This window comes from Streptomyces spirodelae, from assembly GCF_017676385.1.
In the GTDB taxonomy this organism is placed as follows: Bacteria; Actinomycetota; Actinomycetes; order Streptomycetales; family Streptomycetaceae; genus Streptomyces; species Streptomyces spirodelae.
This window is the reverse complement of sequence record NZ_JAFFZN010000015.1, coordinates 149,540-174,085: the sequence shown is the minus strand read 5'-3', so window position 1 is coordinate 174,085 and position 24,546 is coordinate 149,540. Positions and strand designations below refer to the sequence as shown.

24 protein-coding genes and 1 pseudogene are annotated in these 24,546 nt (G+C 71.3%); 9 read left to right on the top strand and 16 right to left on the bottom strand.

Annotation, left to right across the window (positions count from 1 at the left end; all coding sequences use genetic code 11):
* Positions 1 to 275 precede the first annotated feature (275 nt).
* Positions 276 to 1,055 (top strand): hypothetical protein, encoded by a 780-nt coding sequence (locus JW592_RS17925; protein ID WP_209266133.1) that lies wholly within the window; start codon positions 276 to 278, stop codon positions 1,053 to 1,055.
* A gap of 52 nt (positions 1,056 to 1,107) precedes the next feature.
* Positions 1,108 to 1,245: pseudogene (locus JW592_RS17920) on the top strand (MFS transporter); the annotation flags it as partial.
* A gap of 62 nt (positions 1,246 to 1,307) precedes the next feature.
* On the opposite strand, the gene JW592_RS17915 reads toward JW592_RS17920, so the two are convergent.
* Genes JW592_RS17915 through JW592_RS17900 form a run of 4 tightly spaced genes read right to left on the bottom strand, consistent with a single transcriptional unit; the run spans position 1,308 to position 4,896 of the window.
* Positions 1,308 to 2,030 carry an ABC transporter permease subunit gene (locus tag JW592_RS17915; RefSeq protein ID WP_209266132.1) on the bottom strand — a complete coding sequence of 241 codons (723 nt, stop codon included), beginning with the start codon at positions 2,028 to 2,030 and terminating at the stop codon, positions 1,308 to 1,310.
* Positions 2,031 to 2,052: 22 nt separating this feature from the next.
* The gene (locus JW592_RS17910) at positions 2,053 to 3,003 is read right to left on the bottom strand and encodes an ABC transporter ATP-binding protein (RefSeq protein ID WP_209266131.1); all 951 of its coding nucleotides are present in this window, start codon (positions 3,001 to 3,003) and stop codon (positions 2,053 to 2,055) included.
* Positions 3,000 to 3,914, bottom strand: a complete 915-nt coding sequence (locus JW592_RS17905; RefSeq protein ID WP_209266130.1) for an ABC transporter permease subunit — start codon at positions 3,912 to 3,914, stop codon at positions 3,000 to 3,002. Before JW592_RS17905 ends, JW592_RS17910 begins: the two co-directional genes overlap by 4 nt.
* Entirely contained in the window at positions 3,904 to 4,896 is a 993-nt protein-coding gene (locus tag JW592_RS17900; protein WP_209266151.1) for an ABC transporter ATP-binding protein, read from the bottom strand. Before JW592_RS17900 ends, JW592_RS17905 begins: the two co-directional genes overlap by 11 nt.
* Positions 4,897 to 5,186: 290 nt before the next feature.
* On the opposite strand from JW592_RS17900, the gene JW592_RS17895 reads away from it, so the two are divergent.
* From JW592_RS17895 to JW592_RS17885, 3 genes are read left to right on the top strand one after another with little or no spacing between them, the layout of a single operon-like run.
* Positions 5,187 to 6,074: a M24 family metallopeptidase gene (locus JW592_RS17895; protein ID WP_229376269.1), complete on the top strand. Its 888-nt coding sequence runs from the start codon at positions 5,187 to 5,189 to the stop codon at positions 6,072 to 6,074.
* Positions 6,071 to 7,891: an SDR family oxidoreductase gene (locus tag JW592_RS17890; RefSeq protein ID WP_209266129.1), complete on the top strand. Its 1,821-nt coding sequence runs from the start codon at positions 6,071 to 6,073 to the stop codon at positions 7,889 to 7,891. Before JW592_RS17895 ends, JW592_RS17890 begins: the two co-directional genes overlap by 4 nt.
* 39 nt (positions 7,892 to 7,930) lie before the next feature.
* Positions 7,931 to 9,091 (top strand): MerR family transcriptional regulator, encoded by a 1,161-nt coding sequence (locus JW592_RS17885; RefSeq protein WP_209266128.1) that lies wholly within the window; start codon positions 7,931 to 7,933, stop codon positions 9,089 to 9,091.
* 32 nt (positions 9,092 to 9,123) lie between these two features.
* On the opposite strand, the gene JW592_RS17880 is transcribed toward JW592_RS17885, so the two are convergent.
* Complete coding sequence (locus tag JW592_RS17880) at positions 9,124 to 10,017, bottom strand: LLM class flavin-dependent oxidoreductase (protein WP_209266127.1); 894 nt, start codon at positions 10,015 to 10,017, stop codon at positions 9,124 to 9,126.
* A 75-nt stretch (positions 10,018 to 10,092) separates the two neighbouring features.
* A complete protein-coding gene (locus JW592_RS17875; protein ID WP_209266126.1) occupies positions 10,093 to 11,994 on the bottom strand; it encodes an FtsX-like permease family protein in 1,902 nt (633 codons plus the stop codon).
* Positions 11,995 to 12,236: 242 nt separating this feature from the next.
* Here JW592_RS17875 and JW592_RS17870 point away from each other — a divergent pair, with 242 nt between their 5' ends.
* Positions 12,237 to 12,755 carry a hypothetical protein gene (locus JW592_RS17870; protein WP_229376267.1) on the top strand — a complete coding sequence of 173 codons (519 nt, stop codon included), beginning with the start codon at positions 12,237 to 12,239 and terminating at the stop codon, positions 12,753 to 12,755.
* A gap of 52 nt (positions 12,756 to 12,807) precedes the next feature.
* On the opposite strand, the gene JW592_RS17865 is transcribed toward JW592_RS17870, so the two are convergent.
* The 9 genes from JW592_RS17865 to htpX all read right to left on the bottom strand — a co-directional run bounded on the left by JW592_RS17865 (position 12,808) and on the right by htpX (position 20,921).
* Positions 12,808 to 13,668 (bottom strand): amidohydrolase family protein, encoded by an 861-nt coding sequence (locus JW592_RS17865; RefSeq protein ID WP_307805446.1) that lies wholly within the window; start codon positions 13,666 to 13,668, stop codon positions 12,808 to 12,810.
* Between the two features lie 173 nt (positions 13,669 to 13,841).
* Entirely contained in the window at positions 13,842 to 14,231 is a 390-nt protein-coding gene (locus tag JW592_RS17860) for a hypothetical protein (RefSeq protein WP_209266124.1), read from the bottom strand.
* Positions 14,232 to 14,248: 17 nt separating this feature from the next.
* The gene (locus JW592_RS17855; protein WP_209266123.1) at positions 14,249 to 15,298 is read right to left on the bottom strand and encodes a hypothetical protein; all 1,050 of its coding nucleotides are present in this window, start codon (positions 15,296 to 15,298) and stop codon (positions 14,249 to 14,251) included.
* Positions 15,291 to 16,751, bottom strand: a complete 1,461-nt coding sequence (locus JW592_RS17850; protein ID WP_209266122.1) for a radical SAM protein — start codon at positions 16,749 to 16,751, stop codon at positions 15,291 to 15,293. The genes JW592_RS17855 and JW592_RS17850 overlap by 8 nt, the downstream gene beginning before the upstream one ends.
* Positions 16,752 to 16,971: 220 nt before the next feature.
* Complete coding sequence (arsC, locus tag JW592_RS17845) at positions 16,972 to 17,325, bottom strand: arsenate reductase (glutaredoxin) (RefSeq protein ID WP_209266121.1); 354 nt, start codon at positions 17,323 to 17,325, stop codon at positions 16,972 to 16,974.
* A 62-nt stretch (positions 17,326 to 17,387) separates the two neighbouring features.
* Positions 17,388 to 18,377 carry an NAD-dependent epimerase/dehydratase family protein gene (locus tag JW592_RS17840; protein WP_209266120.1) on the bottom strand — a complete coding sequence of 330 codons (990 nt, stop codon included), beginning with the start codon at positions 18,375 to 18,377 and terminating at the stop codon, positions 17,388 to 17,390.
* Positions 18,378 to 18,540: 163 nt separating this feature from the next.
* Positions 18,541 to 19,167, bottom strand: coding sequence for a hypothetical protein (locus JW592_RS17835; RefSeq protein ID WP_209266119.1), 627 nt, complete (start codon positions 19,165 to 19,167; stop codon positions 18,541 to 18,543).
* A gap of 185 nt (positions 19,168 to 19,352) precedes the next feature.
* A complete protein-coding gene (gene pspAB, locus JW592_RS17830; protein ID WP_209266118.1) occupies positions 19,353 to 19,940 on the bottom strand; it encodes a PspA-associated protein PspAB in 588 nt (195 codons plus the stop codon).
* Between the two features lie 75 nt (positions 19,941 to 20,015).
* Positions 20,016 to 20,921 carry a zinc metalloprotease HtpX gene (htpX, locus tag JW592_RS17825; RefSeq protein WP_209266117.1) on the bottom strand — a complete coding sequence of 302 codons (906 nt, stop codon included), beginning with the start codon at positions 20,919 to 20,921 and terminating at the stop codon, positions 20,016 to 20,018.
* A gap of 457 nt (positions 20,922 to 21,378) precedes the next feature.
* Here htpX and JW592_RS17820 point away from each other — a divergent pair, with 457 nt between their 5' ends.
* The gene (locus tag JW592_RS17820; protein WP_209266116.1) at positions 21,379 to 22,185 is read left to right on the top strand and encodes a Cof-type HAD-IIB family hydrolase; all 807 of its coding nucleotides are present in this window, start codon (positions 21,379 to 21,381) and stop codon (positions 22,183 to 22,185) included.
* Here JW592_RS17820 and JW592_RS17815 read toward each other — a convergent pair.
* Positions 22,166 to 23,065, bottom strand: a complete 900-nt coding sequence (locus JW592_RS17815; RefSeq protein ID WP_209266115.1) for a LysR family transcriptional regulator — start codon at positions 23,063 to 23,065, stop codon at positions 22,166 to 22,168. The two genes, JW592_RS17820 and JW592_RS17815, sit on opposite strands and share 20 nt — an antisense overlap.
* A gap of 170 nt (positions 23,066 to 23,235) precedes the next feature.
* Between JW592_RS17815 and JW592_RS17810 the strand changes: the two genes are divergently transcribed.
* Positions 23,236 to 24,153 (top strand): EamA family transporter, encoded by a 918-nt coding sequence (locus tag JW592_RS17810; RefSeq protein ID WP_229376265.1) that lies wholly within the window; start codon positions 23,236 to 23,238, stop codon positions 24,151 to 24,153.
* 8 nt (positions 24,154 to 24,161) lie between these two features.
* Complete coding sequence (locus JW592_RS17805; protein WP_209266113.1) at positions 24,162 to 24,545, top strand: VOC family protein; 384 nt, start codon at positions 24,162 to 24,164, stop codon at positions 24,543 to 24,545.
* Position 24,546 lies beyond the last annotated feature (1 nt).

The window sequence follows — 24,546 nt, the reverse complement described above, 5'->3', positions numbered from 1 at the left end:
TCGCGTAACCGTACGACTTTCGCATCGTTGTACCCATTGCGCGGAGGCGACTGGAGAGCGTGACGTCGAGAGTGTGTGAAGTGGTGGTAGCCGGTTGAGAGTCGGCCCGTCAGGATGCGCCAGCAGGGCGCGACGGGGGCCTCTTGCCGGTAGTGCGGTACGTGGGAAGACATGAGCTGATCTCCGCTCCTGGTTCCTGGATACGGACACCTGACGCCCCCAGGTGAGCGGGGTTTCCCAGACATGTCCGAAACCAGGACCCAGGAGGGTCTGCCATGTACACCGATTCCGTTCTGCTGGAGTCGCGCAGCGCGCGCTCCGGTATGGCACACAAGGTCGAAGTCCTCGACAAAGTCAAGGCGTTGGCGTTTTCCACAGGCGGTGCACAGGCCACCACGCGGGATGTGGCCAACTACTTCGAAGTGCCGCTGAAAACTGTGGAAAAGCTGGCCGAGCGGCATCGCGAAGAGCTCATCAGCAACGGGATGTCCGTTCTCAAGGGCTCTGACCTGCGCGGATATCAGACCGACAAGTTGTCGGTCTCATCCGGGCCGGAGACCGGTTATCCACAGCGTCGCAGTGGACTCACCGTCTTCAGCCGCCGCGCCGTCCTCAATGTGGCGATGCTGTTGCGCGACAGTGTGATCGCCCAGCGGGTCCGCTCGTACCTCCTCGACGTCGAGGAGAGCGCCCGTGCGCACCCCGGCGTCGAGGCCGTGCGGCAGTCCACGGAGGAGCTGCGGCAGACGGTCCGCACACTGGCCGCGGGATACGGGTCGCTGGACCGCAGGGTCGGCAACCTCGAGGCGGCCGGGGCCGAACTCGGTGCCGTACTGCAGGAACTGGGACCGGTCATCGGCCGGCTGTCCACGCGGGTGGAGCGGATGGACCACCGGCTCGCGGAGACCGAGCGCCGCACGGAGCGCACCGAGCAGGTGGTGTGCGCCATGAGCCAGCGGCTGGCCGACATGGGCGAGGAGATGCGCGCCATGCGCCGCGAGCTGCGCGGAGTGGCGCACGCTCTCGGCACCGGGTCGGAGTCCGAAGACGAGTGACCGCCTGAGAGGGGGGTGGCCCCGGGCCCGTCGGAGCGGACGTGCCCGGGGCCTCCCACTCGGCGCTGTGCACCAGGCGACCGGTGGCTGGACAGCGCCGATCGTGCTGCTGCTGTGCGTACGTGCGGGCCTGGTGCTGCTGGGCCTGGGTGCGGGCAGGGACCGCAGGATCAGCAGCACGGCGCACTGACAGAACGCCGAGCGGGTGGGAGCAACTCCTCGCTCCCACCCGCTCCTCCGCTCCCTCTTGTGTTACTCCTCCCCCGCCAGTGTCAGCGTGCGCAGCTTCTGCCCGGCGAAGAGAGTGCCGCCCACGGTGACCACGACAATGAGCACCAGTGCGGCCACAAGGCCCACCGACGAGTTGACGTCCGCGCTGCTTCCGGCCACCTTCTCGGCGAGCGCGAGCGCCCACTGCTGCACGCTGAGCGTCTTGGCCCCCGGCACCAGGCTGCCGATGAGGGCCTCCCAGATCAGCGCGTACACCAGGCCGATGACGACGGCGTGCCTGCTGACCGTTCCCAGCAGCAGGAACAGCGCGCTGTAGGCGATGGAGCCGACAGCCGCCGCCAGCGCGTAGGCGACGGCGAGCTGCTGGCTGTTGCCGTTCAGGATGAAGCCCGCGATCAGCACCGGTATCGCCGAGAAGACGGCTGTCGTGCCGGTGGCGACCAGCAGCTTGGTGACGATGACGGAGGTGCGCGAGACCGGCTTGGAGAGCAGATAGACGACCGAACCGTCGTCGATCTCCGGGCCGATGGCGCCCGTGCCGGCGATCACGCCGATCAGCGGCACCAGTGTGGCGAGCGCGAAGCCGCCCAGCAGTTCGCTGGTGACCGCGTCGTCGGCACCGTTCATGGCGCGTACGACGGCTGCCACGACGAGCAGCAGTGCCGGCAGCGCGCACAGGATGAGCGCACGGCGGCGGCCGAGGAGTGCGCGACAGGTGAGCCGCGCGACCGTCGGGTTGTACATCTGGTCAGCTCCTTTCCGCCGCTCAGGCCGCGACGAGGTACGAGAAGACGCTCTCCAGGGACTCGTCGGAGGGCGAGACGGTGTAGAGCCGGATGCCGTGCTCCCGTGCGAGGCGGGGCAGCAGCGTGGTGAAGCGGGTGAAGTCGACGGCCTGGATGCGCAGCGCGCCCTCGGCCTGATCCACCTCGATGCCCGCTGTGGAGGCGTCCGCGATGAGCGCGGCAGCCAGCCGCCGATCGTCGCTGGAGCGCACCAGATAGCGGTGCGGACGGTCGGTCATCAGGCGACGGATCTTGCGGAAGTCGCCGCTGGCTGCGTGCCGTCCGGCGACGATGACCTCGATGTGGGAGGCGAGCTGTTCGACCTCTTCCAGGATGTGCGAGGAGAACAGCACGGTGCGGCCCTCGTCGCCCATCTTGCGCAGCAGTTCCATCAGGTGCATGCGCTGGCGCGGGTCCATTCCGTTGAACGGCTCGTCCAGCAGCAGCACCGAGGGGTGGTGCACCAGTGCGGAGGCCATTTTCACACGCTGCCGCATGCCCTTGGAGTAGGTGGAGATGCGCCGGTCCTGCGCGTACTCCATCTCGACTGTCGCCAGCGCCTCGGCGGCCGCCGCGCGCGGATCGGGCAGGCCGTGCAGCTCGGCGTTGGCCAGGACGAACTCGTGGCCCGTGAGGAAGTCGTACATGCCCTCGCGCTCGGGCACCAGGCCGATGTGGCGGTAGGAGTCCTCGTTGCGCCAGATCGGCGCGGCCGTCACGGGCCTGCCGTCGGGGCCGGGAGAGGGCTCCAGGGTGACGCTTCCGTTGGAGGGCGCCAGGAAACCGCCCATCATATGGATCAGGGTGGACTTGCCGGCGCCGTTGGGGCCGAGGAGGCCGGTGACACCCGGGCCGATGTCCATGGTGATGTCGTTGACCGCGACGACGTTTCCGAACCAGCGGGAGACGCGGTCGATGTGGATCGTTGTCACAGTCCGGCCTTTCGGTAGCGGCGCAGCAGGAGGGCGTAGAAGCAGACGACCAGTGCCGCGAAGACGACGAGGTAGACGCCGCCCTGGGCACCGGTGAGCGTCTGCGCGTCGGGGAATCCGGAACGGCCGTCCAGGAACCTGCTCTGGATGCCGTCCAGCAGCGTCCCCGGCGAGCCCAGTCCGAGCCAGCCGATGGCGCTGCTGTTGTCGGACGTGAGGGCGATGCCCTGGAGCGCGCTGATCAGGAAGTAGGGAACCGTGATCGCGACGATGATCGCGGCGACACCGAAGCCGCGGCGCGGGGTCAGCGCGGCGATCCAGGCGGCGATGGCGGCGTGCAGCAGCGCGAACAGCGCGCAGAACACGAGGCCCTGGGCGGCCCCCTTGGTCTGGTCGGAGAAGTCCAGCTTCACCAGCAGCGCACCGAGATACATGATCAGCACGGGCACGGCCGTGAACACGAAGAGCGCCGCCGAGAGGGCCGCGTATTTGGCTGCCACATAGTCGCTGCGCTCCATGGGACGGGAGAAGTACAGCGGCATCGTCTTGAAGCGCAGGTCCATGGAGATGGCCTGGGGCGCGGCGGCGGCCAGGAAGATGCCCAGCACCGGCTGCATCAGCAGCACATACTCCGCGTACCCGGCTTCGAGGCTCTTGCTCTTGGTGAGGGCTGCCACGGCCACCAGGATGGCGGCCGGCACGCACACCGCGGCGAACAGCAGCATCGGCAGCACCTTGGACTTGGCCGACCGGCCCAGCCCGTAGGTGCCGCGCAGCGACTGGGTGAACAGGGCGCGGCGCGCGTAGGAGCGGCCCAGCCTGGGACCCTCGTAGCCGCGGTAGCCGATGTTGTGAATGACGTCCTGGCCCCGCTCGGCGGTGGGGTGGCCCAGGGTGCGGTCAGGCGACATCGTCGGCGCTCCTTTCCGTGAAGACCTCGGAGATCTGGTGCCTGCGCTGTTCCATGCGGACCAGCCCCAGGCCGAGGTCGGCCGCGGTGTCCCGCACGGTGTCGAAGACCGAGGAGGCCGATGCGGTCGATGCCTCGGTGTCCCCGTGCTCGCTGCCGATGTCGAGAGTGACCAGGTGCCCGGCGCCGGGTGCGACGGCACTGTCGTCAGCGGGCTCGTGCGGTGCCAGGCCCGCCTTGCGGAGCGCCGCGCGGAGGGCCGCGGTGCCGTCGGGGTGCTCGTCGGTGTCGGTGACCTCGACGGCCAGGACGGCGGTGCGCTGGGTGAAGTCGGCGGTCGAGGAGGAGCGCAACAGCTTGCCGCCGTCGATGACGACGATGTGGTCGCTGGTGCGCTCCAACTCGCCCAGCAGGTGCGAGGTGACCAGGACGGAGATGCCGAAGTCGGTGTGCACCCTGCGGATGAGGCCGAGCATCTCGTCGCGGCCGACGGGATCGAGCCCGTTGGTGGGCTCGTCCAGGAGGACCAGCCGGGGGTCGTGCACGAGGGCCTGGGCGAGCTTGACGCGCTGCTTCATGCCCGTCGAGTAGCCGCCCATCGGCCGGTAGCGCTCCTCGTAGAGGCCGACGTGGCGCAGGGTGTCGGCAGTACGCTCGCGAGCCGCTGTGGCGGGCAGTCCCGACATGCGCGCCATGTGGACGACGAACTCGGTCGCGGACACGTCCGGTGGCAGACAGTCGTGCTCGGGCATGTACCCCACCCGCTCCCGGATCGCGCCGCCCTGGGTGGCCACATCCATGCCGAGCACGCTGGCGGTGCCCTCGGAGGCCGGGGAGAGCCCGAGCAGGATCTTGATGAGGGTGGATTTTCCGGCTCCGTTGGCGCCCACCAGGCCGGTGACCCCCGGCTCGATGCCGACGGTCAGCCGGTCCAGTGCGGTCACCCGGGGGAACCGCTTGCTGAGGCTTTCGATCGCGATCACAGTCACACCTCGACGCTATGAGCCGCTCGTCGCGTCCGCGTCAGACGCGGCGCCGGTTTCCGGGGCGGGCGCATACCTCTCAAGAGCGTGGGCCCGTCCCTCTCAAGTCGTAGCGCCCCGTAGGGGAAGGGGGGGTCGGCCGTGATCCGGAGTTGTCCACAGGCTCTGCGGACCCCTTGACCCAGCCACGGGTCGATGTCACATTCGTCGATGTCAAGTTGCTCACGCACCGGAGCCGCTTGGCGACGGAGCGCCGGAGGACCGGCGATCACCTACGGACGGAGGCCGGGATGCGTGCGGCGACGATCGGATACTCCTCCGCTGACCTGCGAGGGTTCAGGGAGGTCCAGCAACTGGCCTACGCCTGCGCCGAGTCGGTCGCCGCCCGGCTGAAGCCGGGGGTGACCGAGCGGGAAGCCGCCCGGATGCAGCGCGAGTGGCTGCGCGAACGCGGCGTGCGGGACTGGTTCCATCTGCCCTTCGCCTGGTTCGGGGACCGCACGGCGTTCACCGGGTTCAAGGTCCCGCTCCAGTTCTTCCCCACCAACCGGAAGCTGGAGCCGGGGATGCCCTTCATCCTCGACATGGCGCCGATCCGGGGCGGCTACACCTCCGACATCGGCTACTCCGGCTGCCTGGGCCTCAACCCGGTGCACGAAAGGCTGCTGGCCGACCTGCGGCAACACCGCGACCTGATCCTCACCGGAGTACGGGAGCGGCGCTCGCTCCGGGAGATCTACGAGGACGTTGAGCGGCTGATGACCGCACAGGGGTATACGAACCGGCACCGCGCCTACCCCTTCGGTGTCATCGCGCACAAGGTCGACCGCGTCCCGGACCGCCGCTGGTCGCCGCGGGTCCTCGGCTTCGGCACCAACGCCCTGCGCGGTCTGGCGCGGGACGCGCTGCACGGCCACCGGGACGGCTGGTCCCCGCTGTGGAGCCCGTACCGCTTCTCGGACCATCCGCCGCAGCCGGGGTTGTGGGCGGTGCAGCCGCACCTCGGATTCCGCGGTACGGGCGCGAAGTTCGAGGAGATCCTGGTGGTCACCGACTCCCGGGATTTTCAGGAGAGCGCGTTCTGGCTGGACGACGATCTGCCATGGGGGTCCCCCCGCGCGAGCGCATTCGAGCGTGGGGGAGTGCGGCGCCGGCAGGAGGAGGCACAGGCGGTATGAGTGGAAAGGCGAACGACGCGAACGGCGCCGCCCAGGGTGGGCGCCCGGCGGAGCCCGGCCTGCCGACCTGCGCGCGGGAGCGCCGGGTGGCCACCGGAGGAATCGAGCTGTGCGTCGCCGAGCTGGGCGATACCGCCCGGCCGACGGTTGTGCTGCTGCACGGCTATCCGGACAGCAAGGAGGTCTGGTCCGAGGTGGCGCACCGCCTCAAGGACCGCTTCCACGTGGTGCTGTACGACGTGCGGGGCTGCGGCAGGTCCTCGGCGCCCAGGCCGCTGCGCGGCGGCTTCACCCTGGAGAAGCTCACCGACGACTTCCTGGCAGTCGTGGATGCGGTCAGCCCCACCGAGCCGGTGCACGTGGTCGGGCACGACTGGGGTTCCGTACAGGGCTGGGAGTTCGCCACGGTGCGCCGTACGGAGGGCAGGATCGCCTCCTTCACCTCGGTCTCCGGGCCCTCGCTCGACCACTTCGGCCACTGGATCAGGAAGCGGATGTCCCGGCCCACTCCGCGCCGGGTCGCGCAACTGCTCGGCCAGGGCGCCAAGTCCTGGTACGTGTACGCGCTGCACACCCCGTTGCTGCCCGAGCTGGCGTGGCGCGGGCCGCTGGGCAAGCGCTGGCCACGGCTGCTGGAGCTGGCCGAGAAGGCGCCGGGCGGCGGCTACCCCACCTCGTCCCTGGCCGATGACGCGGCGCACGGGGCCTGGCTCTACCGGGACAATGTCCGCGCCAGACTGCGCCGCCCCCGCACCGACTGCTATGCCCATGTCCCGGTCCAGCTCATCACACCCACCCAGGACGCGTTCCTGAGTGAGCGGCTCTACGACGAGCTGGAGCAGTGGGCACCCCGCCTCACCCGGCGCACCCTCCCGGCCAAGCACTGGGTGCCGCGTACCAGGCCGGACCGGCTCGCGGACTGGATCACCGAGTTCGTCGACGGTACCGAGCCGGGGATGCCAGCCAGGGAACCCGTGGCCACCGGCAGGTACGCGGAACGGTTCGCGGGTCAACTGGTGCTGGTGACCGGCGCGGGCAGCGGTATCGGCAGGGCGACGGCCTTCTCGTTCGCCGAGGCGGGGGCCCGGGTGATCGCGGTGGACCGGGACCCGCAGAGCGCCGCCCGGACCGCGGACCTGGCGCGCCTGGTGGGTGCTCCGCAGGCGTGGGCGGAGACGGTGGATGTCGCGGACGAGCAGGCGATGGAGAAGCTGGCCGAGAAAGTGGCCACCGCGTACGGCACGGTGGATGTGCTGGTCAACAACGCGGGCATCGGCATGGCGGGCTCCTTCCTGGAGACGACCACCGAGGAGTGGCGCCGGACACTGGACGTCAATCTGTGGGGGGTCATCCACGGCTGCCGGCTCTTCGGCCGGCAGATGGCCGAGCGCGGCCAGGGCGGACACATCGTCAACACCGCTTCGGCCGCCGCCTATCAGCCCTCCCGCGCCCTGCCCGCGTACAGCACCTCCAAGGCGGCCGTACTGATGCTCAGCGAGTGCCTGCGTGCCGAGCTGGCGGGCCGGGGCATCGGTGTGACGGCGGTCTGCCCCGGCTTCGTCAACACCAACATCACCGGTACGGCACGGTTCGCCGGGGCGGACGAGGCGGAGCAGGAGCGGATCAGGCGCCGCACGTCCCGGCTCTACGGGATACGCAACTATCCGCCGGAGAAGGTGGCGGAGGCCGTCCTGCGGGCCGTCGTGCGCAACCAGGCCGTGGTGCCGGTGACGCCCGAGGCCCGTGGAGCCCGGCTGCTGTCCCGTCTCGCCCCGCGAGCCCTGCGCGGCATCGCCCGCGTCCGGCCGCCCTTGTAGCCCTTGTCGAACGCAGCCGTGTCGAAGGAGACCACGACCATGCCACCCTCACCCCGGACCAAGGACCCGGCGCGGGCCTCGACGTCCGAGTCCGGGCACCGCACTCCGGAGTACCGCATCGAAGACCTCGCACACCGCAGCGGGGCGACGGTACGCACCATCCGCGCGTACCAGGACAAGGGCCTGCTGCCGAAGCCGGAGCGGCGGGGGCGGGCCAATGTGTACGACGACTCGCATCTGGCACGGCTGCGGCAGATCGCCGACCTGCTGGAGCGGGGCTACACCCTGGCATCGATAAAGGAGCTGCTCCAGGCATGGGACGAGGGCCGGGGCCTGGGGGGAGTGCTGGGCCTGGTCGCGGAGGTCGACGGGCCGTGGACGGACGAGGAGTCGGGCCGTGTCTCGCGGGCCGAGCTGGATGAGCTGTTCGGCGGCGCGCACGACGCGGCGGCCGTCTCCGAGGCGATGGCCCTGGGGGTGCTGGAGCCGCTGCCGGGGAGGGAGGACGAGTTCCTGGTGCCGAGCCCGCAGGAGCTGTCGGTGGCCGTGGAGCTGCACAGGGCGGGGGTGCCGCTGCCGGCCATCACCGAGCAACTGCGGGAGCTGCGCGGCCAGGTGGAGCACATAGCCGCCCGTTTCCTGGACTTCACCAACGAGCACGTCTTCGTCCGCTATCTGGGCACCCACCTCTCCGAGGGTGACGCCTCCGAGGCAGCTGACCTGGTGCGCAGGCTCCGCCCGCTGGCGCAGCAGACGGTGGAGGCCGAACTGGCGAGAGCGATGCAGAAGTTGGCCGCCCGCTCCCTGCGCGACCACTTGCGCTCGGCGGCAGCCGCCCCCTTGGCCAGTGCTGCCGCGATCGGCAGGACCGCGAACTCCACCGCGCCAGGCGGCACCGCCCGGGACGGCACCGCTCCAGATGGCGCCGCTCCAGATGGCGCCGCTCCAGATGGCGCCGCTCCGGACGGCACCACGCGGGACGGCACCACTCGGGACGGCACCACGCGGGACGGCACCGCTCCGGACGGTACCGCTGCTGGCCGCGCGGGCCGGAGCGAGCAGGTGCGGTTGCCCGCTGAAACGGTCGAGTCGGTTCGCGAGTTGGTCGGCGAGGCCCGTGTGCCGGGCTTCATCGCGGCGGCGGCGGAACGGGAGGTGCGGGCACGGGCGATGGACCGGATGACGGCGCGAGGGGGGTGAGGCGAGCCGTCCACCCGGGCCGCACACCGCGGCTACCCGAGCTGGGCGGGTGCCTCCGTGGCGATGCGCTCGAAGACCGACTGGTCCGCCTCGAAGCGGGTGCCGGGGAGGGGCCAGTGGAGGACGAGCTCGTCGAAGCCGAGAGTGGCGAGGCGGCCGGCGAAGTCGACGAAGGCGTCCAGAGACTCCAGCGGGCGGTCGGGGGTGAAGCCGGTCAGCAGCGTACGGCCGAGGGAGTGCGGGTCGCGGCCGGCCTCGGCGCATGCCTTCTCCAGGGCCTCGGTCTGGCGGGCGAGCGCGGCCAGCGAGTCGGCGGGGGTGCCGGTCTCGTTGGCGGCCGGGTCGCCGGTCGTCAGCCACGACTGCCCGTGGCGGGCGGCCAGCCGCAGCCCGCGCGGGCCGGTCGCGGCGACGGTGAAGGGCAGCCGGGGCCGCTGTACACAGCCGGGGAGGGCGCGCGCCTCGTGGGCGGCGTAGTAGGTGCCCTCGGCCGTCACCTCGTCCTCGGTGAGGAGCCGGTCGAGCAGCGGTACGAACTCGGCGAAGCGGTCGGCGCGCTCCCGGCGGGTCCACGGGTGCTGCCCCAGGGCGGTCGCGTCGAAGCCGGACCCTCCGGCGCCGATCCCCAGGGTGACGCGGCCGCCGCTGATGTCGTCGAGGGTGATCAGTTCCTTGGCGAGCGGAACGGGGTGGCGGAAGTTGGGGGAGGTGACCATCGTGCCGAGCCGCAGCCGGGAGGTGGCGGCAGCGGCGGCGGTGAGGGTGGGTACGGCACCGAACCAGGGACCGTCACGGAACGGCACCCGCCACGAGAGGTGGTCATAGGTGTACGCGGTGTGGAAGTCCAGCTCCTCGGCCCGGCGCCACATCTCCCGCCCGCCCTCGGACCAGCGGCGGACAGGAAGGATCACGGTGCTCAAACGCATACCCCGAGCTTAAGCGCCCGGTCGGCCGGACCCCGACCGTACGAGGGCTGCCGCGATACCTCATTCGACCACCCTTCAACGACACCTTGCGAACTGGGTGTGGATGCCGGACAAGGGGCGAGCCGTCATCGTCGTCGGCACGGCAACCGCCAGAGCGGCCCCGGCGAGCACGCCGAGGGTCCAGGGCATATCGAGGCCCGGTATCGGGCCGGCTCCGAGGGCGAGGGAGAGCGGAATCAGGCAGACCACAGCGCTGGCGGCCGCAAGGGCCACGCCGATCCCCGTCGCGCCCACCGCCTCGTACAGGAGGCAGCGCAGCAGCTGGAGGCGTCCCAGACCCAGCGCCCGCAGGTGTGCTCGCTGGCTGCGGCGGTCGCGCTGGGCGAGCGAGCAGGTGTTGGCGGCCGACAGCAGCGCGTAACCGGCGACGACGGCCACGATCAGCCGGGCGGCGAGGTCGTCGGCGGGGTCACGGGGTGCGGAGTCGGCCAGGTATGCGGCGCGGGAGGCGATCCGCCGGCCTGGCTCTCGAGGCCAGGACCGGAGCGGGCCCGTGAGCAGGACGCGGTCGGCGTACGGAGCCGGGGTGTGGCGCAGAGCGGTCGACCGGGGGATCACCAGCTGGGGGAAGGCCAGGTCGCGTTCGTAGACGGCGACCAGGGTGAGCGACCGGTGCGATCCGTCGGCCAGCGTGAGCCGTACCCGCTGGCCGACGCGCCAGCGGTGGCTGTCCGCCTGTATTGCACCCGCCGCGAAGGTGCCGTCACGCAGGGCCGAGAGCCGTCCTGCGCGCACGCCGAGGTCCAGGACCCTGACCAGCGCGGGCCCGTCGCCGCCCCAGGCGTCGGTCGTGGTGGGTCCGCTGCCGTAGAAGGCCGGAGGGGTGGTGACCTTGGTCGCCAGCAGCGGGGTGGCTGTGCCTCCGGGGACCGGGCGGGGCGTGGCGGGCAGGCGGCTGCCCGGTTCGGCGGTGAGCACTCCGTCGGCACGCAGCCCCTTCTCGTTCTGCCGTTCGACCGCACGTCCCACCGTGGCACCTGCGCCGAGCAGCGAGCCGGTGATGCCGACCGCCAGCAGCACGGGCACCGCCATCGCCGTCGTACGGGCGGGAGCGGCCCGCAAGCCTGCCGCCGCGATACGTCCCAGCCGCCGGTCCACGAGCCGGAGGACCAAGCAGACCGGGCCGACCAGCGGCGGTACCAGCCATGGGGCGAGGACAGCGAGAGTCGGCAGCACCACCAGCGCCAGGCCGGGCGCCACAGCGGCCCGCACCGTCGCGGGCAGCTCCATGAACGCCATGACGCAAACCAGGGGTCCGCACAGTGCCACGGCCATGATGCCGCCCGTCACCAGCCGCGCCCGGCCGCGGGACGACTCCATGGTCAGCTCCCCGTCCTTGAGCAGCGCCCCCGGGCTGACCCGACCGGCGGCCAGCACGCTCGCCGTGGCCGCCAGCACACCGACAGCGCCCAGGCCGACGCACACGGCGACCGCTGCCCAGCAGGCCGTGCCGAGCGACGGAAGGGGAGCAGCCGCAGGAAACAACTGGCGTCGGACCAGCAGCGCTCTCCCGGCGTGCGCCAGCGGGACCATGCCGACGGCCGCGCCCAGGGCGGCCGAGACGACGGCGAGAGCGGCCACGTCGAGTGCGACCATGCCGCGCAGCCGACCTGCGGTGACTCCGAGCGCACGCAGTACGGCGAACTGGTCGAGGCGCTGCCTGGTCCAGAGCGAGACGGTCGAGCCGATGACCACGACCGCGCACATCAGAAGCATGGACAGCAGCAGCGACAGCAGGTTGCGGGTGTCCTGCGCGGTCCGGGCCGCCACGGAGTTCTCCGCGTAATCGGGCAGGCCGACCCCGATGAACAGCAGGAGGCACGCTCCCACCCCGGCCGCAGTCGCCGCACATGCCAGCGCCGTGGCGGCCACCCTGCCGGGGTAGGTACGCACTTCGGAGACGAAGAGGCGGCGCATGCAAAGCCTTTCGAGAGACGGCTTTCGGGAGGCATCCCCCGGACAAGGGCAACTCTCCGTGTGCCGCCCGCCGTTGCCCATCAGTGATCACCCTGAGAGGGCCCGGGGCCACCCCCGAGAGCACTGCACAGGGATCACTACCGGTGAACAACCACCCACACTCGGTGCGCGTCGGCGCGCCCTGCCTGTCCCGCACCGCATGGAGCAGGAGGCTCGCTTCGCGGGAGTGCCGTGGAGCGGGCATGCTCGGTGGTATGGACCGGTTCCGTCATCCGCATCGGCTGCCGCCGCAGATCCACAGCACCGAGTCGGCCGTCTCCGTACTGACCGCGCTGGCGGAGCGGCGGGGACTGCCGGTGTCGGTTGAGCACGCCATCGGCGCGGACGAGTCGTCGCGGCGGACGGCGGCAGGGGCCTTCGCCGTCACGGACGAGGACGGCTCGCTTCCGCACGAGGCGCTGCTGGAGATCCCCGCGACCCAGGGGCCCGACGGGGCGCCGTTCACGCCCCGGATCACGGTTCAGCTCTTCGAGGAGGGCGACGCGCACATCACGCTCGACGGGGTGATCTTCCACGATCTGCCGCGCGAGGCGACACCGGCCTTCCTGGAGGCCGTCTTCGACAAGCGCGCCCATCTGCGGCGCACCTGGTATCCGCCGTTCTGCCGACTGGTGGTGACGTTGGACGACGACCTGTCGTACAAGGAGGTCGTCCCCGTGGCCTACGGCCTCTCACCCTGGCTGAACTCCCTGGCTTCCTGACGAAGGCGGGCCCCCGGATCCGGCTCACACCGATCCGGGTCCCCGCACCGGCTCATCCCAGGCCGAAGAGCCGGGCCGCGTTGTCGTGGCAGACGGCACGCAGCCACTCCGGTCCCAGGCCCGTCCGCGCCTCCATCGACTCCAGCGCATCGGCGTAGCTGTACGGGATGTTGGGGAAGTCGGTGCCCAGCAGTACGCGGTCGCCGAGGTCGGCCAGCCGGGGCAGGGCTTCGCGGGGGAAGGGTGCGATCTCCTCCACGAAGTGGGTGAAGGCCATCGTCGTGTCCAGCATGACCTCCGTATGGCGTTCGGCCAGCGCGAGGAAGTCGGTGTACTCCGGCAGGCCCAGGTGGGCGACGACCAGCCGCAGCCCGGGGTGCCGGTCGAGTACGGCACCGATGGGGCCGGGCCCGGTGTACGCGCCGGGAACCGGGCCGGAGCCGCAGTGGGTGACGACCGGTACGCGCGCCTCGGCGAGCTGGCCCCATACCTCGTCCAGCTGCGGGTCGCGCGGGTCGAAGCCGCCGACCTGGACGTGGCATTTGAAGACGCGGGCGCCCTGGTCGAGTGCGCGGCGTACGTCGTCGGCGGCGCTCGGCTCGGCGTAGAACGTGGCGGTGTGCAGGCAGTCGGGCGTACGGGCGGCGAAGTCGGCCGCCCAGTCGTTGAGGGAGCGGGCCATGCCCGCCTTGTGCGGGTAGAGCATCGCGGTGAACGCGCGTACCCCGAAGCTCCGCAGCACTTCCAGGCGGCGTTGCTCGTCGGCGCGGTAGGCGATCGGCCACTCCCGCCCGACCAGCGGCCCGGCCGCGTCGAAGTACGCCCACACCTTGGCCAGCAGCCGGTCGGGCATGAAGTGCGTGTGGACGTCGACGAGGGCGGAGACACCTATGCGTGCGCGGAACGCGGCCACCCGCGCGTATTCGTCAGAGCCCGCCTCCGTACTCGTGTCCGGATCCGACTCCGTACTCGTACCCGACTCCCTACTCGTCCCCGCACCCGTGCTCGTCCCCGCACCCGTTTCCGTACCGGCTCCCATGTCCTGCCCACCCTTCGTCCCGCGTCCATGCGTACGACCGGAAGAGCTCAGCCTTCCGCTGCTGTCCGCCGCAGCCTCCTGCGGTAGCCCACGTACATCGACAGCAGGACCACGGCCAGCGCGACAAGTATCCCGACCAGGGCCCAGACAATGCGGTGCAGCGGGCCGGTCGTCGTGTACGCCCAGCCGTCACCCGCGAAGATCGAGTCGCCCACGGACACCTCGGAGCCGGTGATCTCGCCCTCGCCGGTGCGGCCGTCGGAGAACGCCCACCGTCCGTCGCAGTGGGAGGCCGGCAGCGCCATACCGCCGCCCTCCACGCACCGGCTCACACCGCGCACGGTGGCGGACTCGCCCGTCAGCAGCTTCTCGGCGTTCTTGGCGAGCATCACCACGAGGACCGCCAGGAACGCGGCGGGCGCCGACAGCGCCGCCACCCATGACCCCCACGACCTCAGCGTGCGCAGGCGGGCCGCCCCTCCGTTGCTCCGCTGTGCGGCGTGCTCCAGGCGGGGGCCCGCCGCAGATGGAGGGCGTGGCCGGTGGTCAGCGCCCGCGCCGCGCGGTCAGCCGTGACGCCGGTCAGCCTCGTCCCGCGCAGCAGCGCCCGCAGGGTGAGCACTTGCGCGGCCATGAGGGCGATCACCGGGTTATGGGAGGTGAGGTAGGGCTCGCAGCCGGGGTCGTCCAGCTCGTCGGGGTCCAGGCGTCGGCCGCCGCGCAGTTCCCCGGTGAGTTCTTCGATCCGCGTACGGAGAGGAGGGGCCGCCTCGTCTGCCGCCCACCGCAGATAGGGGAGTTCGCGCAGGCCCATGGCGACCAGCACGGTCTCGGCCATCCGCCGGACGACGGGGTCGGCGTTGAGCAGTTCGTGTGCCTGGCAGACCGGAATGCAGGTGCAGACCTTGTTGCAGGTGCAGATGGTGCCCCCGCTCCCGCTGCTTCCGCTTGTCGTGCCTCCGTAGGTGGTGCCGCCGGTCGTTGTGCTCCCGCTCGACGTGCTCCCGCTCGACGTGCTGCCGCTGGACGTGCCCCCGTAGGTGGTGCCGCCGGTCGTCGTGCTGCCGCCGGTGCTGTAGGTCGGGGTGTCCGTCGGAGTGGGGTCGTAGGACGGCGGGTCCGTCGGCGGGTCGCTCCACGGGCTCGGGGAGTCCGACTCGGTGGGAGAGGGGGAGTAGGGGTCCGAACCGCTCGGCGAGGGCGACGACGGGGAGTTCGAGCCGTCGTCACTGCACCCGCTGAGCAGCAGTGCCGCCGCGACCGACGACGCGAGGCCCGCGCCGAGGAAGCCGCGCCGACCGGACTCCGCTGCCCACGGCGGCTTGGTGATGGGCAGCACCTCGACGGGCCCTGTGGAGCCGTCGGCGTTCACCCGCTGGATCTCGTAGTGCGGAGCGGGTGGGGTCTCCGCCTTCCGGTCCTGCTTTCCGTCCCGCTTTCCGCCCTGCTTTCCCCCCTTGCCGGGCCGCCTCGGCTCCGGCCAGGGCAGCATCACGTCATTCATTCCGGCCTCCGTGCACGGTGCAGGGCTCGCCGTCGTGGCCGTCGCGCCACAGGAGGCCGCCCGATCCGGCGATGCGGGTGAGGAGCTGGTCCTTCACCAGTTCCCTGGTGATGTGACAGCGCTGCGAGCCCACGAACTCGCCGCGCCCGTTCGCGGAGAGGGACTTGTGGTAGCAGTCGCCCGCGCAGTTCCACTTGGCGAAGCAGCCGTCGCAGAAGGAGCGGTGCTCGACGCCCAGTTCGCGCAGCCGGCCGAGCGCGTCCATGTCGAATGTGTAGCCGTTCGGCCCCGACAAGCCGTAGAAGAAGACGTCCGCGAACTCGTTGTCCTCGGAGAACGCCTCGAAGCAGGCGGAGACGTTGCCCGAAGGGGTGAGGCAGAAGTTGTCCTGGGTGATCCCGCAGAAGTGGTTGGTGAGGGTGCCGACCCGGGCAGCGCTGTAGACGAGCTCGTGGCCGAACCGCGCGGCGCGTGCCTGCGCTTCGCGGTACGCGGCGATGAAGTCCTCCGTCTCGGCGTCGGGCTTCCCCTCGTGCCGCCCGAGCTGGTAGGCGGGCTCCACCTGTACGCGCTGCGGTGTGAACCGGGAGAGGATGAACTCGATGGAGTCGGGCAGCAGGGGTATCTGCTCGGCGGTGACGGTCAGCCGCACCGCGTAGGGGTAGTCCGCGTCCGTGAAACGTCGCATCGTGTGCATGACGCGGTCGCTCGACCCCGTGCCCCGTACCGTCGGCCGGTGCTTGTCGTGCGCCTCGGGCAGTCCGTCGAACGACAGGCTCATACCGCCGTTGAGGTTGGCGATCATCCAGTCGATCTGCCGGTCGGTGAACACGCCGTTGCCCGCTGACGCCGCGATGACGTCGAGGCCGTCGGCCCGGTCGTGGGCGTAGGCCAGCGACTCGGTCATCAGGTTCCAGTGGACGCTGGGCTCGCCGCCGCCGTGGTAGTTCACGCCCACGAAGGGCGCCCGCAGGCGCTTGGCGTTGTCGATGACGAAGTCGATGCCCTGTTTGGCGACTTCCATGGACATATAGGTGGCGGGCGCGTCACCGGCGGAGGCGTAGCAGTAGGTGCAGCGCAGATTGCAGGCGGTCGTCAGGAAGAGCGTGACCTCGGTCGGCGCCGGGTTGCCCTTCCGACGGGTGACGGGTGAGGGAGGCGTCCGCAACAGTCCGGCCTCGCGCGCGAACGCGGCCACGCTGTCGGTACCTTCCCCGGCCCTGCCGATCTGGCTCCCGCCCCGGTCCGCCTCGGCATCGTCAGGCCCGCCACCGTCAGGCCGGCCACCGTCGGGCCCGCCGCCGTCAGGCCCGCCGCCCTCGCCTGCCAGTACGCCGGGGAGCGCCGCCACCAGGCCCTTCGTCGCGGCGAAGGCGACGCCGTGCAGCGGTGCGTACACCAGATACGCCTCATCCTCGAGAGGAATGGCGAAGACCTCCGGAGTTCCGTCCAAGAATCACTCCAGTCGCTCGATGTCGAGCCTGCTGTGCGCTCTACGCCCCAGCATCGGGTCGCGGCGCAGCGCATCATCCCGAAGTTGTGGGATGTCCACAACAGGACTGACATCGTCCGCTACGCTCCGCGCCCAGTCACACCTGACAGGTGTCAGGAGTGTCCGGCCCCCTCGGGAAGCGGGCGGGTGAACGGACCCGGACAGCACCGGGCCAGCCGGCTCACACCACCTCTTCGGCGAGCTCCACCGGGCGGGCCAGCCGGGTGCCCTTCTCCGTCACGACGAACGGGCGCTGGATCAGCACAGGGTGCTCGGTCATCGCCGCGATCAGCTCGTCGTCGGTCACGTCCGGCCGGTCGAGACCCAGCTCCTGGTAAACGGCCTCCTTCGTACGGACGGCGTCGCGGACGCCGATCCCCGCGTCGGTGATCAGCTGCCGCAGGGTGGCCGCGTCCGGCGGGGTCTTGAGGTACTCCACGATCTCGATGTCGTAGTCCGCGTCCTCCAGGAGCCCCAGGACCTTCCTGGACGTACCGCAGCGGGTGTTGTGGTAGATCGTCGCCGTCTTCGCCATGCGCTCATGCTAAGCGGCGGCGGCCGCCTTCAGCCGGTCGTCAGCCGGTCATCAGCCGGTCATCAGCCGAGCGCCGCGAGCAGTTCGCGCTCGCGCCCGGCGCTGAGGCCGGCCCGTCGTGGCCGGTCGAGGCCCTGCTCGCGCTCCCAGCGCAGGGTGTCGGCCAGCAGTTCCTCCCGGGCCCGGTGGCGGAGCCCCGCGGCGCTCGCGGCGGAGCCGTCACGGGCGAGGAAGCCCTCCCAGCCCGGCTCCATCAGCCACATCGGCAGCGACTCGGGGCCCATGAACTGGGCCACGCCGTTGCTGAGCAGCCACTGCGAACCGGCGGTGACCACCGGGCCCGTGTGTCCGCCGATGGTGCGGGACAGCTCGATCCACTCGGCGAAGGGGACGATCGGCCCGACGGCGTTGCAGGTGCCGGTGGTTCCGTTCTCGGCTGCGTCCAACAGCCAGGCGGCGAGGTCCCGTACGTCGACGATCTGCGTCGGCATGGCCGGGGTGTCGGGGACGAGCATCGGGGCGTGCGGAGCGCGGGCCGCGCGGGCGACCCAGTAGCCGGAGCGTCCGCTGCCGTCGCCCGGACCGCCGATGAGCCCGGCGCGGGCGATCAGCAGGCGGTCGCCGACGGCAGCCGATGCCGCCTGCTCGCAGGCGACCTTTCCCTCGCCGTACAGCGAATCGTCGACCTCGTCGCGGTCGGTCGGGGGGAGGAGGGGCGCGGTCTCGTCCACGTCGCGCACACCGTGGGAGGCGTAGGCGCTGACGGAGGAGACGTAGGTCCAGTGCGCGGCCCGCGCGCCCAGCGCGTCGAGGGCGCCGCGTACGAAGCCCGGCTGCCGGGCCACGTCGAGGACCGCGTCCCAGTCGCGGTCGAGCAGCGACGCGTACGCTTCCGCACCGCGCCGCCGGTCGGCGGAGACCAGCCGCGCGCCCTCCGCGACGGCTCCGCTCTCTCCCCGCGCCAGGCACGTGACACGGTGCCCGCGTTCAACCGCCTGTCGCGACAACTCCCGGCCCAGCCACGCTGTCCCGCCCAGTACCAAGGTCTCCATCCAGCCACCCAACCACCGCCCGACCGTCCCCGCACCGCAGTTCGCCCACAGCACAGGGACGCTCACCGGGGCGCGGAGGGCCTGGGCGCAGGGGCCGCAGGGCCGCAGGGCCGCAGGTGGCGATTCCCCGCGCCCCTCACGGGGCGCGGGGCGGTGGGGCTGGTCAGTTCTTGACCGGCCACTCCAGCGGGTCCTTGTAGAAGCCCTGGCTCAGTTCCACGGCGGCGGCCTTCTGGCCCTCCGGGATGAGGAAGGCGGTGCAGATCTTCTCCGAGTCACCCGGGTTCAGCTGCTTGCTGGTGTCGGGCGCGGGGCAGTTGGGCCACTTGGCCGCGCCCATGAGCACGATCAGTGCCCTGGTGCGCTTGCCCTTGTCCGTCTTGACGATCAGGTCGTCGTCCATGTCGCCGAGCTCCATGGCCTTGCCGCTCTTGTGGTTGAGCGTCGACCAGACGTACACCGGGATCTGCGGGCCGTCGTCCTTGTCCTTCTTGAGGCCGGAGTTGTCCATGTCGGCCTTTGTGCCGGTCTGCACCTTCGTGGGGGTGACCGTGTACTTGGCGCCCTTGGACTTCTGCTGGTCGCTGGTCTGCACCGGGCTCGCCTCGCCCAGGGCGAAGGACTTCTTGCCGCCCTTGGAGTCCGACCCGGAGTCCGACCCGGAGTCGGACGAGTGCGAGTCGGAGCCGCGGTTCTTCTTCCCGGAGCCGCTGTCGTTGCAGCCGGTCAGTGCCAGCGCCACCACCACGGCTCCAGCCACCGCCGGAACAGCACGAGTCCACGTACGCATGTCTTCCTCACTCTCCCCGTTGAAGCTCCCCGCGTCCGGCCCGGGCAACTCGCCCAGCCTGCCGGATCACTGCTTTGGCGGCTGATCCTGCCAGAGCGGAACCCGGCCTTCATCGGCAGGGGTTGCCAACCGGGGTTGCCAGCCGGACTCCCGGGCCCGGAGCGCCCGGACACCCGGCTCACGGCTCACAGGCCCGGGGCGCCCCAGACGGGGAACCAGCGGCTGAGGTCCTCCTCCACCGGGAGGTCGCCGGCCAACAGGCCGCGCACCTGGAGCTCCAGGCCGTTGTCCCGCTTCTCGCCGCCGCCGGGCAGCGGGGCGAAGGGATAGAACGTACCGCGCTTGTAGAGGTAGATCAGCGCCAGCGAGGAGCTCGAGCCGTCCTGCCGGAAGGAGACCAGCGAGCAGAGCAGCTGCGGCCCGAACCCGCCCTCGGCGAGCAGCGTGTTGACGGCGTGCAGGTCGTTGACGAGCGCCGCCATGTCGTCGGCCGGATGGCGGGCCGTGAGCCATGTGTAGCCGTAGGAGTCCTGCTCGAACTCGACGGGGATGCCGCCTCGCGCGGTGTCCGCGTCCAGCAGCTCCCGTACGTCCTGCCGGAGCCGGGTGAAGGCGCCGCCCTCGACGGTGGCGAAGCAGACCGCACCGACACCTGTCGGTGTGAAGGCGGTGCCCGCCTGGAGGGTCAGCGCGGCGGCGGGCAGCGCGAAGAGCTGGTCGAGATCGGGCCGCTTGGGCTTGCTGCGGCCGAGGAGCACGTCCAGAAAGCCCACGGGCCGTCTCCCTTCACTTCAAGGCACGCGGTTGACGCGGGTCGGCGGTCACGGGTCGCGGGTCACGAGTCACGGTCACTGGCCGAGCTGCGCTGATATCCGGCTGAGCTGCTCCAGCCGCTTCTCCAGCTTGGGGTGCGAGGAGAAGAGCGAGGCGAGGCTCTCGCCCGAGAAGGCGGGCACGAAGAAGAAGGCGTTGTACGGCTCGGCCTTGCGCAGGTCCCTGGTGGGGATGCGGGCCATATCGCCGCTGATCTTGGTGAGGGCCGAGGCGAGGGAGGAGGGGCGGCCGGTCAGCAGGGCGCCGGCGCGGTCGGCCGAGAGCTCGCGGTAGCGGGACAGCAGCCGGGTGAGCAGGAAGCTGAGTATGTACACCACCGCGCTGACCAGCGGGATCAGCAGCAGGAGCAGTCCGACGCCGTTGTTGTCGCGGCCCGCGCTGCGGCCGATGCCGCCCCAGAGGGCCACCCGGGTCATGATCCCCGCCAGTACACCGAGGAACGAGGCGATCGTCATGACGGCGACGTCACGGTGCGCGACGTGCGACAGCTCGTGCGAGAGCACCCCTTCGAGTTCCTCCCGCTCCAGGCGGCGCATCAGCCCGGTGGTCGCGCACACCAGCGCGTTCTTCTGGTTACGGCCCGTGGCGAACGCGTTGGGCACATCGCTGTCGGCGATGGCCACTCGCGGCTTGGGCATATCGGCGAGGGCGCACAGCCGGTCGACCGCGCCGTGCAGCTCCGGTGCCTGCTGCGGGGTGACTTCGCGGGCGCCCATGCTGAAGGCGGCGATCTTGTCGCTGAACCAGAACTGGGCGATGAACAGCCCGCCCGCGATGACCAGCACGATGGGCCAGGCGTTGCCGAGCACCGCCACCAGGACGCCGACGAGGACGACGTAGAGCAGGCCGATCAGGAACATGGTGGTGACCATCCGTGTGGTCAGCCCACGGTCTGCGACGTAGCGCGAGTGACGAGCCATGACGGCCGCTCCTTCCCGAGGCGCGGAAGCTGTGGCGCTGGGGACGCCGGAAGCGCTGTAGCACTTATGGGGCGCTCTCTTCGATTGTGCCTGTTTGACGGGTGAGAGGACGATAAGAGCGCTCTGCCCGCTATCGACCCTCTTCGGGCCCGGTCCCGCGCCCCTCCTGCACCACTCCTGCACCCCTTCCGCACCGCTCCCGTGCCCCTCCCGTGCGCCCTCTGTGCGCTCGCGAGCCCCCTCACCTCAAGGCGCGCTCTCATCTCTCTCTCATATGTGCGGAGCTTCGCACGCATGTTCAGGCATATGCGGGAAGATAGTGCACGTGACTCACCCGACTCGCACGTCCGCAGACCTGGCCTCCCCGTCCCTGAGCAGCCGCCCTTCCCTGGGCAGCCGCCCCTCCCTGAGCAGCCGCCCCTCCCTGAGCAGCCGCCCGTCCCCCGGCAGGCGAACCATGCCCCGCCTGATCGCCACCGATCTGGACGGCACCCTGCTGCGGAACGACAAGACGGTCTCCGACCGCACCATCGCGGCCCTCGCCGCCGCGGAGGCCGCGGGGATCGACGTCTTCTTCGTCACCGGCCGCCCCGCCCGCTGGATGGACGTCGTCAGTGAGCACGTACACGGCCATGGCCTCGCCATCTGCGCCAACGGCGCCGCCGTCGTCGACCTGCACGCCGGCCGTCGGGTGATCCGCGTCCGTGAGCTGGCACGGCCGGACGCGCTCGCCGTGACCCGGGCCTTGCGCGCCTCGGCGCCCGGTGTCAGCTTCGCCGTCGAACGCACCGGGGGCATCCACTACGAGCCCGGCTACCCCTCGTTTCCGCAGGACCCCGGCGCCTCGTACGCGCCCGTGGAGGAACTGCTGGCCGATGGCCCCGAGGGCCACCACGCCGAGCCCGTCGTCAAGCTCCTCGCGCACCACCCGACGGAGGACCCCGACGCGTTCCTCGCCCTCGGCCGCAAGGCCGCCGGCTCCCACGCGGAGTTCACCCGCTCCAGCCCCAGCGCCCTGCTGGAGATCTCGGGCCGCGGCGTCAGCAAGGCCAGCACCCTCGCCCTCGCCTGCGAGGAGCGCGGCATCGCCCCTGACGAGGTCGTCGCCTTCGGCGACATGCCCAACGACCTGGCCATGCTGACCTGGGCAGGCACCTCCTACGCCATGGCCAACGCCCACCCGGAAGTGCTCCTCAGCACCACCCACACCACGGGCTCCAACGAGGACGACGGCGTGGCCACCGTCATCGAGAGCTTCCTGTGACCGCCTGACTCCCCCCGTAGAGGTCGGTCAGCAGGGCGGCCGCGGCGTGGGTGGCGGGGTGGGGGTCGTGGGGCTGCCAGATGAGGTGGACGGGGACGGGGGCGGCGTCGCGCAGGGGGCGGTAGGTGATGCCGACGCGGCGGTACTGGTTGGTGGTGGCCTCGGGCGTGATGCCCACGCAGCGGCCGCCGGCGATGGCGGCGAGCCAGTCGTCGACGTCGCGGATGTACTCGCTGGCGGGCCGGACCTCCTTGGGCCACAGGTCGAGGGTGGTGGTGCCGGTGCGCCGGTCCACCACGACCGTCCGCTCCCGCACCTCGTCGAGGCGGACGCTGCGGCGCCTGGCCCAGGGGTCGTCGGAGGCCAGGGCGACATAGCGGCGCTCGTGGCCGAGGAGTGCGTGGGCGTAGCGCTGCCGGTCGAAGGGGGTACGGACGATGGCCAGGTCGCACACCCCCTCGGCCAGGCCGCCGGTGGGGCTGTTGTGCCGGATCAGGTGCAGCTCCACATCGGGGTGCCGCTCCGCCCAGCGGCGCTGGAACTCGGTGGTGTGGCGGCCCAGCGAGGCCCAGGCGTGGCCGAGGCGGAGCCGGGTGTGGCCGGTGGTGGCCGCGCGGACGAGGTTGTCGGCCTCCGCGAGGAGCTGCCGGGCGCGGACCAGGACCTCCACGCCCGCGGTGGTGGGGGAGACGGTCCGGCTGGTGCGGTACAGCAGGCGCACACCGAGCAGTTGCTCCAGCGACCGGAGTGTGCGGCTGACGGACGCCTGGGAGACGCCGAGTTCGAGCGCCGCGTCGGTGAAACTGCCGGTGTCGACGATCGCCACCAGGCAGCGCAGCTGGCGCAGCTCCAGCTCCGGTTGACTATCCCGACCATCCATACGTCCAGCGTATCGATGGCGCCGGGTATGCATTTTGCGTATGCACCGGTGCGGTGGACAGTGCGGGCATGGCACCGTCCCCCGCACACTCTCACTCCACCGCAGCCGCACCCGCGGCCGCACCCGCGCCCGCACCCGCTCGCCGGAGCCGGTGGTCGGGCCTCGGGTTGATGCTGGCCAGCAGCGTGTCCAACCAGTCGGGCGCGGCCATCGCCTCGGTCGCCTTTCCGGCGATCGGCCCGGTGGGGGTCGTGGCGGTACGCCAGTGGGTGGCCGCCGTGCTGCTGCTGGCCGCAGGCCGCCCACGGCTCAGGTCGTTCACCGCGGCGCAGTGGCGGCCGGTGCTCGGACTCGCCGTGGTGTTCGCGGCCATGAATCTGTCGCTGTACTCGGCGATCGACCGGATCGGGCTCGGCCTCGCGGTGACGCTGGAGTTCCTGGGCCCGTTGACCGTGGCGCTGGCCGGGTCGCGGCGCCGCCTGCACCTGGGGTGCGCGGTGGCCGCGGCCGCGGCGGTCGTCGTCCTGGTACGGCCCGAGCCGAGCACCGACTACCTCGGCATCGCCCTCGCCCTGCTCGCGGCGGTCTGCTGGGGCTGCTACATCCTGCTCAACCGCACGGTGGGCGAGCGGCTGCCCGGCGCACAGGGCTCGGCGGCGGCCGCGCTGGTCTCCGGGGCGCTGTACCTGCCGATCGGTGTCGCCGTCCTGGTGCACCACCGGCCCACACCGACCGCCGCGGCCTGCGCGCTGGCCGCCGGGGTGCTGTCCTCGGCCGTGCCGTTCCTGTCCGACCTGCTGGCGCTGCGCCGCGTCCCGGCCCACTTCTTCGGGGTCTTCATGAGCGTGAACCCGGTGGCTGCGGCGCTGATCGGGCTGCTCGCACTGGACCAGCACCTCCCGGCCGTCTCCTGGCTGGCCGTCCTCGTCATCGTCGCCGCCAACACCATCGCCGTCAGCACCGAGGCCCACCCCCGCGGGCACCGCCCGCGGACAGTGGAGAAGCAGGTGGGACAGCGCGGGGGCGAACACCTCGGGGGCGAACAGTTGGAGAAACGCGGTGGACCGGCCGGGCACCGTGGCCGATAGTTCACCGCATGTCTTCCGTTGTGCGCCACCTCACTTTCGACTGTCACGACCCCTACCGCCTCGGCCAGTTCTGGGCGGCCGTGCTGGACGGGGCCCTCTCCGACGACGATTACCCGGGTGATCCGGAGGCACTGGTCGAGGCCCCGGGCTCGGCCCTGCTGTTCATCCACGTCCCCGAGGCCAAGAGCATCAAGAACCGGGTCCACATGGACCTCCAGCCGCAGGACCGTACCCGGGACGAGGAAGTGGAACGGGTGCTGGCGCTGGGCGCCACCCTCGTCGCGGATCACCGGACGGCGGACGGGAGGGGGTGGGTCACGCTCGCCGACCCGGAGGGGAACGAGTTCTGCGTCGAGCGCAGCGCGGCGGAGAGGGGCCCGGCCGCCGGGTAGC

Bases quoted from the DNA above. Each gene is read 5' to 3' on its own strand.
- JW592_RS17925 (WP_209266133.1), top strand. From the start codon at position 276: ATGTACACCGATTCCGTTCTGCTGGAGTCGCGCAGCGCGCGCTCCGGT.
- JW592_RS17915 (WP_209266132.1), bottom strand. From the start codon at position 2,030: ATGTACAACCCGACGGTCGCGCGGCTCACCTGTCGCGCACTCCTCGGC.
- JW592_RS17905 (WP_209266130.1), bottom strand. From the start codon at position 3,914: ATGTCGCCTGACCGCACCCTGGGCCACCCCACCGCCGAGCGGGGCCAG.
- JW592_RS17895 (WP_229376269.1), top strand. From the start codon at position 5,187: ATGCGTGCGGCGACGATCGGATACTCCTCCGCTGACCTGCGAGGGTTC.
- JW592_RS17890 (WP_209266129.1), top strand. From the start codon at position 6,071: ATGAGTGGAAAGGCGAACGACGCGAACGGCGCCGCCCAGGGTGGGCGC.
- JW592_RS17885 (WP_209266128.1), top strand. From the start codon at position 7,931: ATGCCACCCTCACCCCGGACCAAGGACCCGGCGCGGGCCTCGACGTCC.
- JW592_RS17880 (WP_209266127.1), bottom strand. From the start codon at position 10,017: ATGCGTTTGAGCACCGTGATCCTTCCTGTCCGCCGCTGGTCCGAGGGC.
- JW592_RS17875 (WP_209266126.1), bottom strand. From the start codon at position 11,994: ATGCGCCGCCTCTTCGTCTCCGAAGTGCGTACCTACCCCGGCAGGGTG.
- JW592_RS17870 (WP_229376267.1), top strand. From the start codon at position 12,237: ATGCTCGGTGGTATGGACCGGTTCCGTCATCCGCATCGGCTGCCGCCG.
- JW592_RS17855 (WP_209266123.1), bottom strand. From the start codon at position 15,298: ATGAATGACGTGATGCTGCCCTGGCCGGAGCCGAGGCGGCCCGGCAAG.
- arsC (WP_209266121.1), bottom strand. From the start codon at position 17,325: ATGGCGAAGACGGCGACGATCTACCACAACACCCGCTGCGGTACGTCC.
- JW592_RS17840 (WP_209266120.1), bottom strand. From the start codon at position 18,377: ATGGAGACCTTGGTACTGGGCGGGACAGCGTGGCTGGGCCGGGAGTTG.
- JW592_RS17835 (WP_209266119.1), bottom strand. From the start codon at position 19,167: ATGCGTACGTGGACTCGTGCTGTTCCGGCGGTGGCTGGAGCCGTGGTG.
- htpX (WP_209266117.1), bottom strand. From the start codon at position 20,921: ATGGCTCGTCACTCGCGCTACGTCGCAGACCGTGGGCTGACCACACGG.
- JW592_RS17820 (WP_209266116.1), top strand. From the start codon at position 21,379: ATGCCCCGCCTGATCGCCACCGATCTGGACGGCACCCTGCTGCGGAAC.
- JW592_RS17815 (WP_209266115.1), bottom strand. From the start codon at position 23,065: ATGGATGGTCGGGATAGTCAACCGGAGCTGGAGCTGCGCCAGCTGCGC.
- JW592_RS17810 (WP_229376265.1), top strand. From the start codon at position 23,236: ATGCTGGCCAGCAGCGTGTCCAACCAGTCGGGCGCGGCCATCGCCTCG.
- JW592_RS17805 (WP_209266113.1), top strand. From the start codon at position 24,162: ATGTCTTCCGTTGTGCGCCACCTCACTTTCGACTGTCACGACCCCTAC.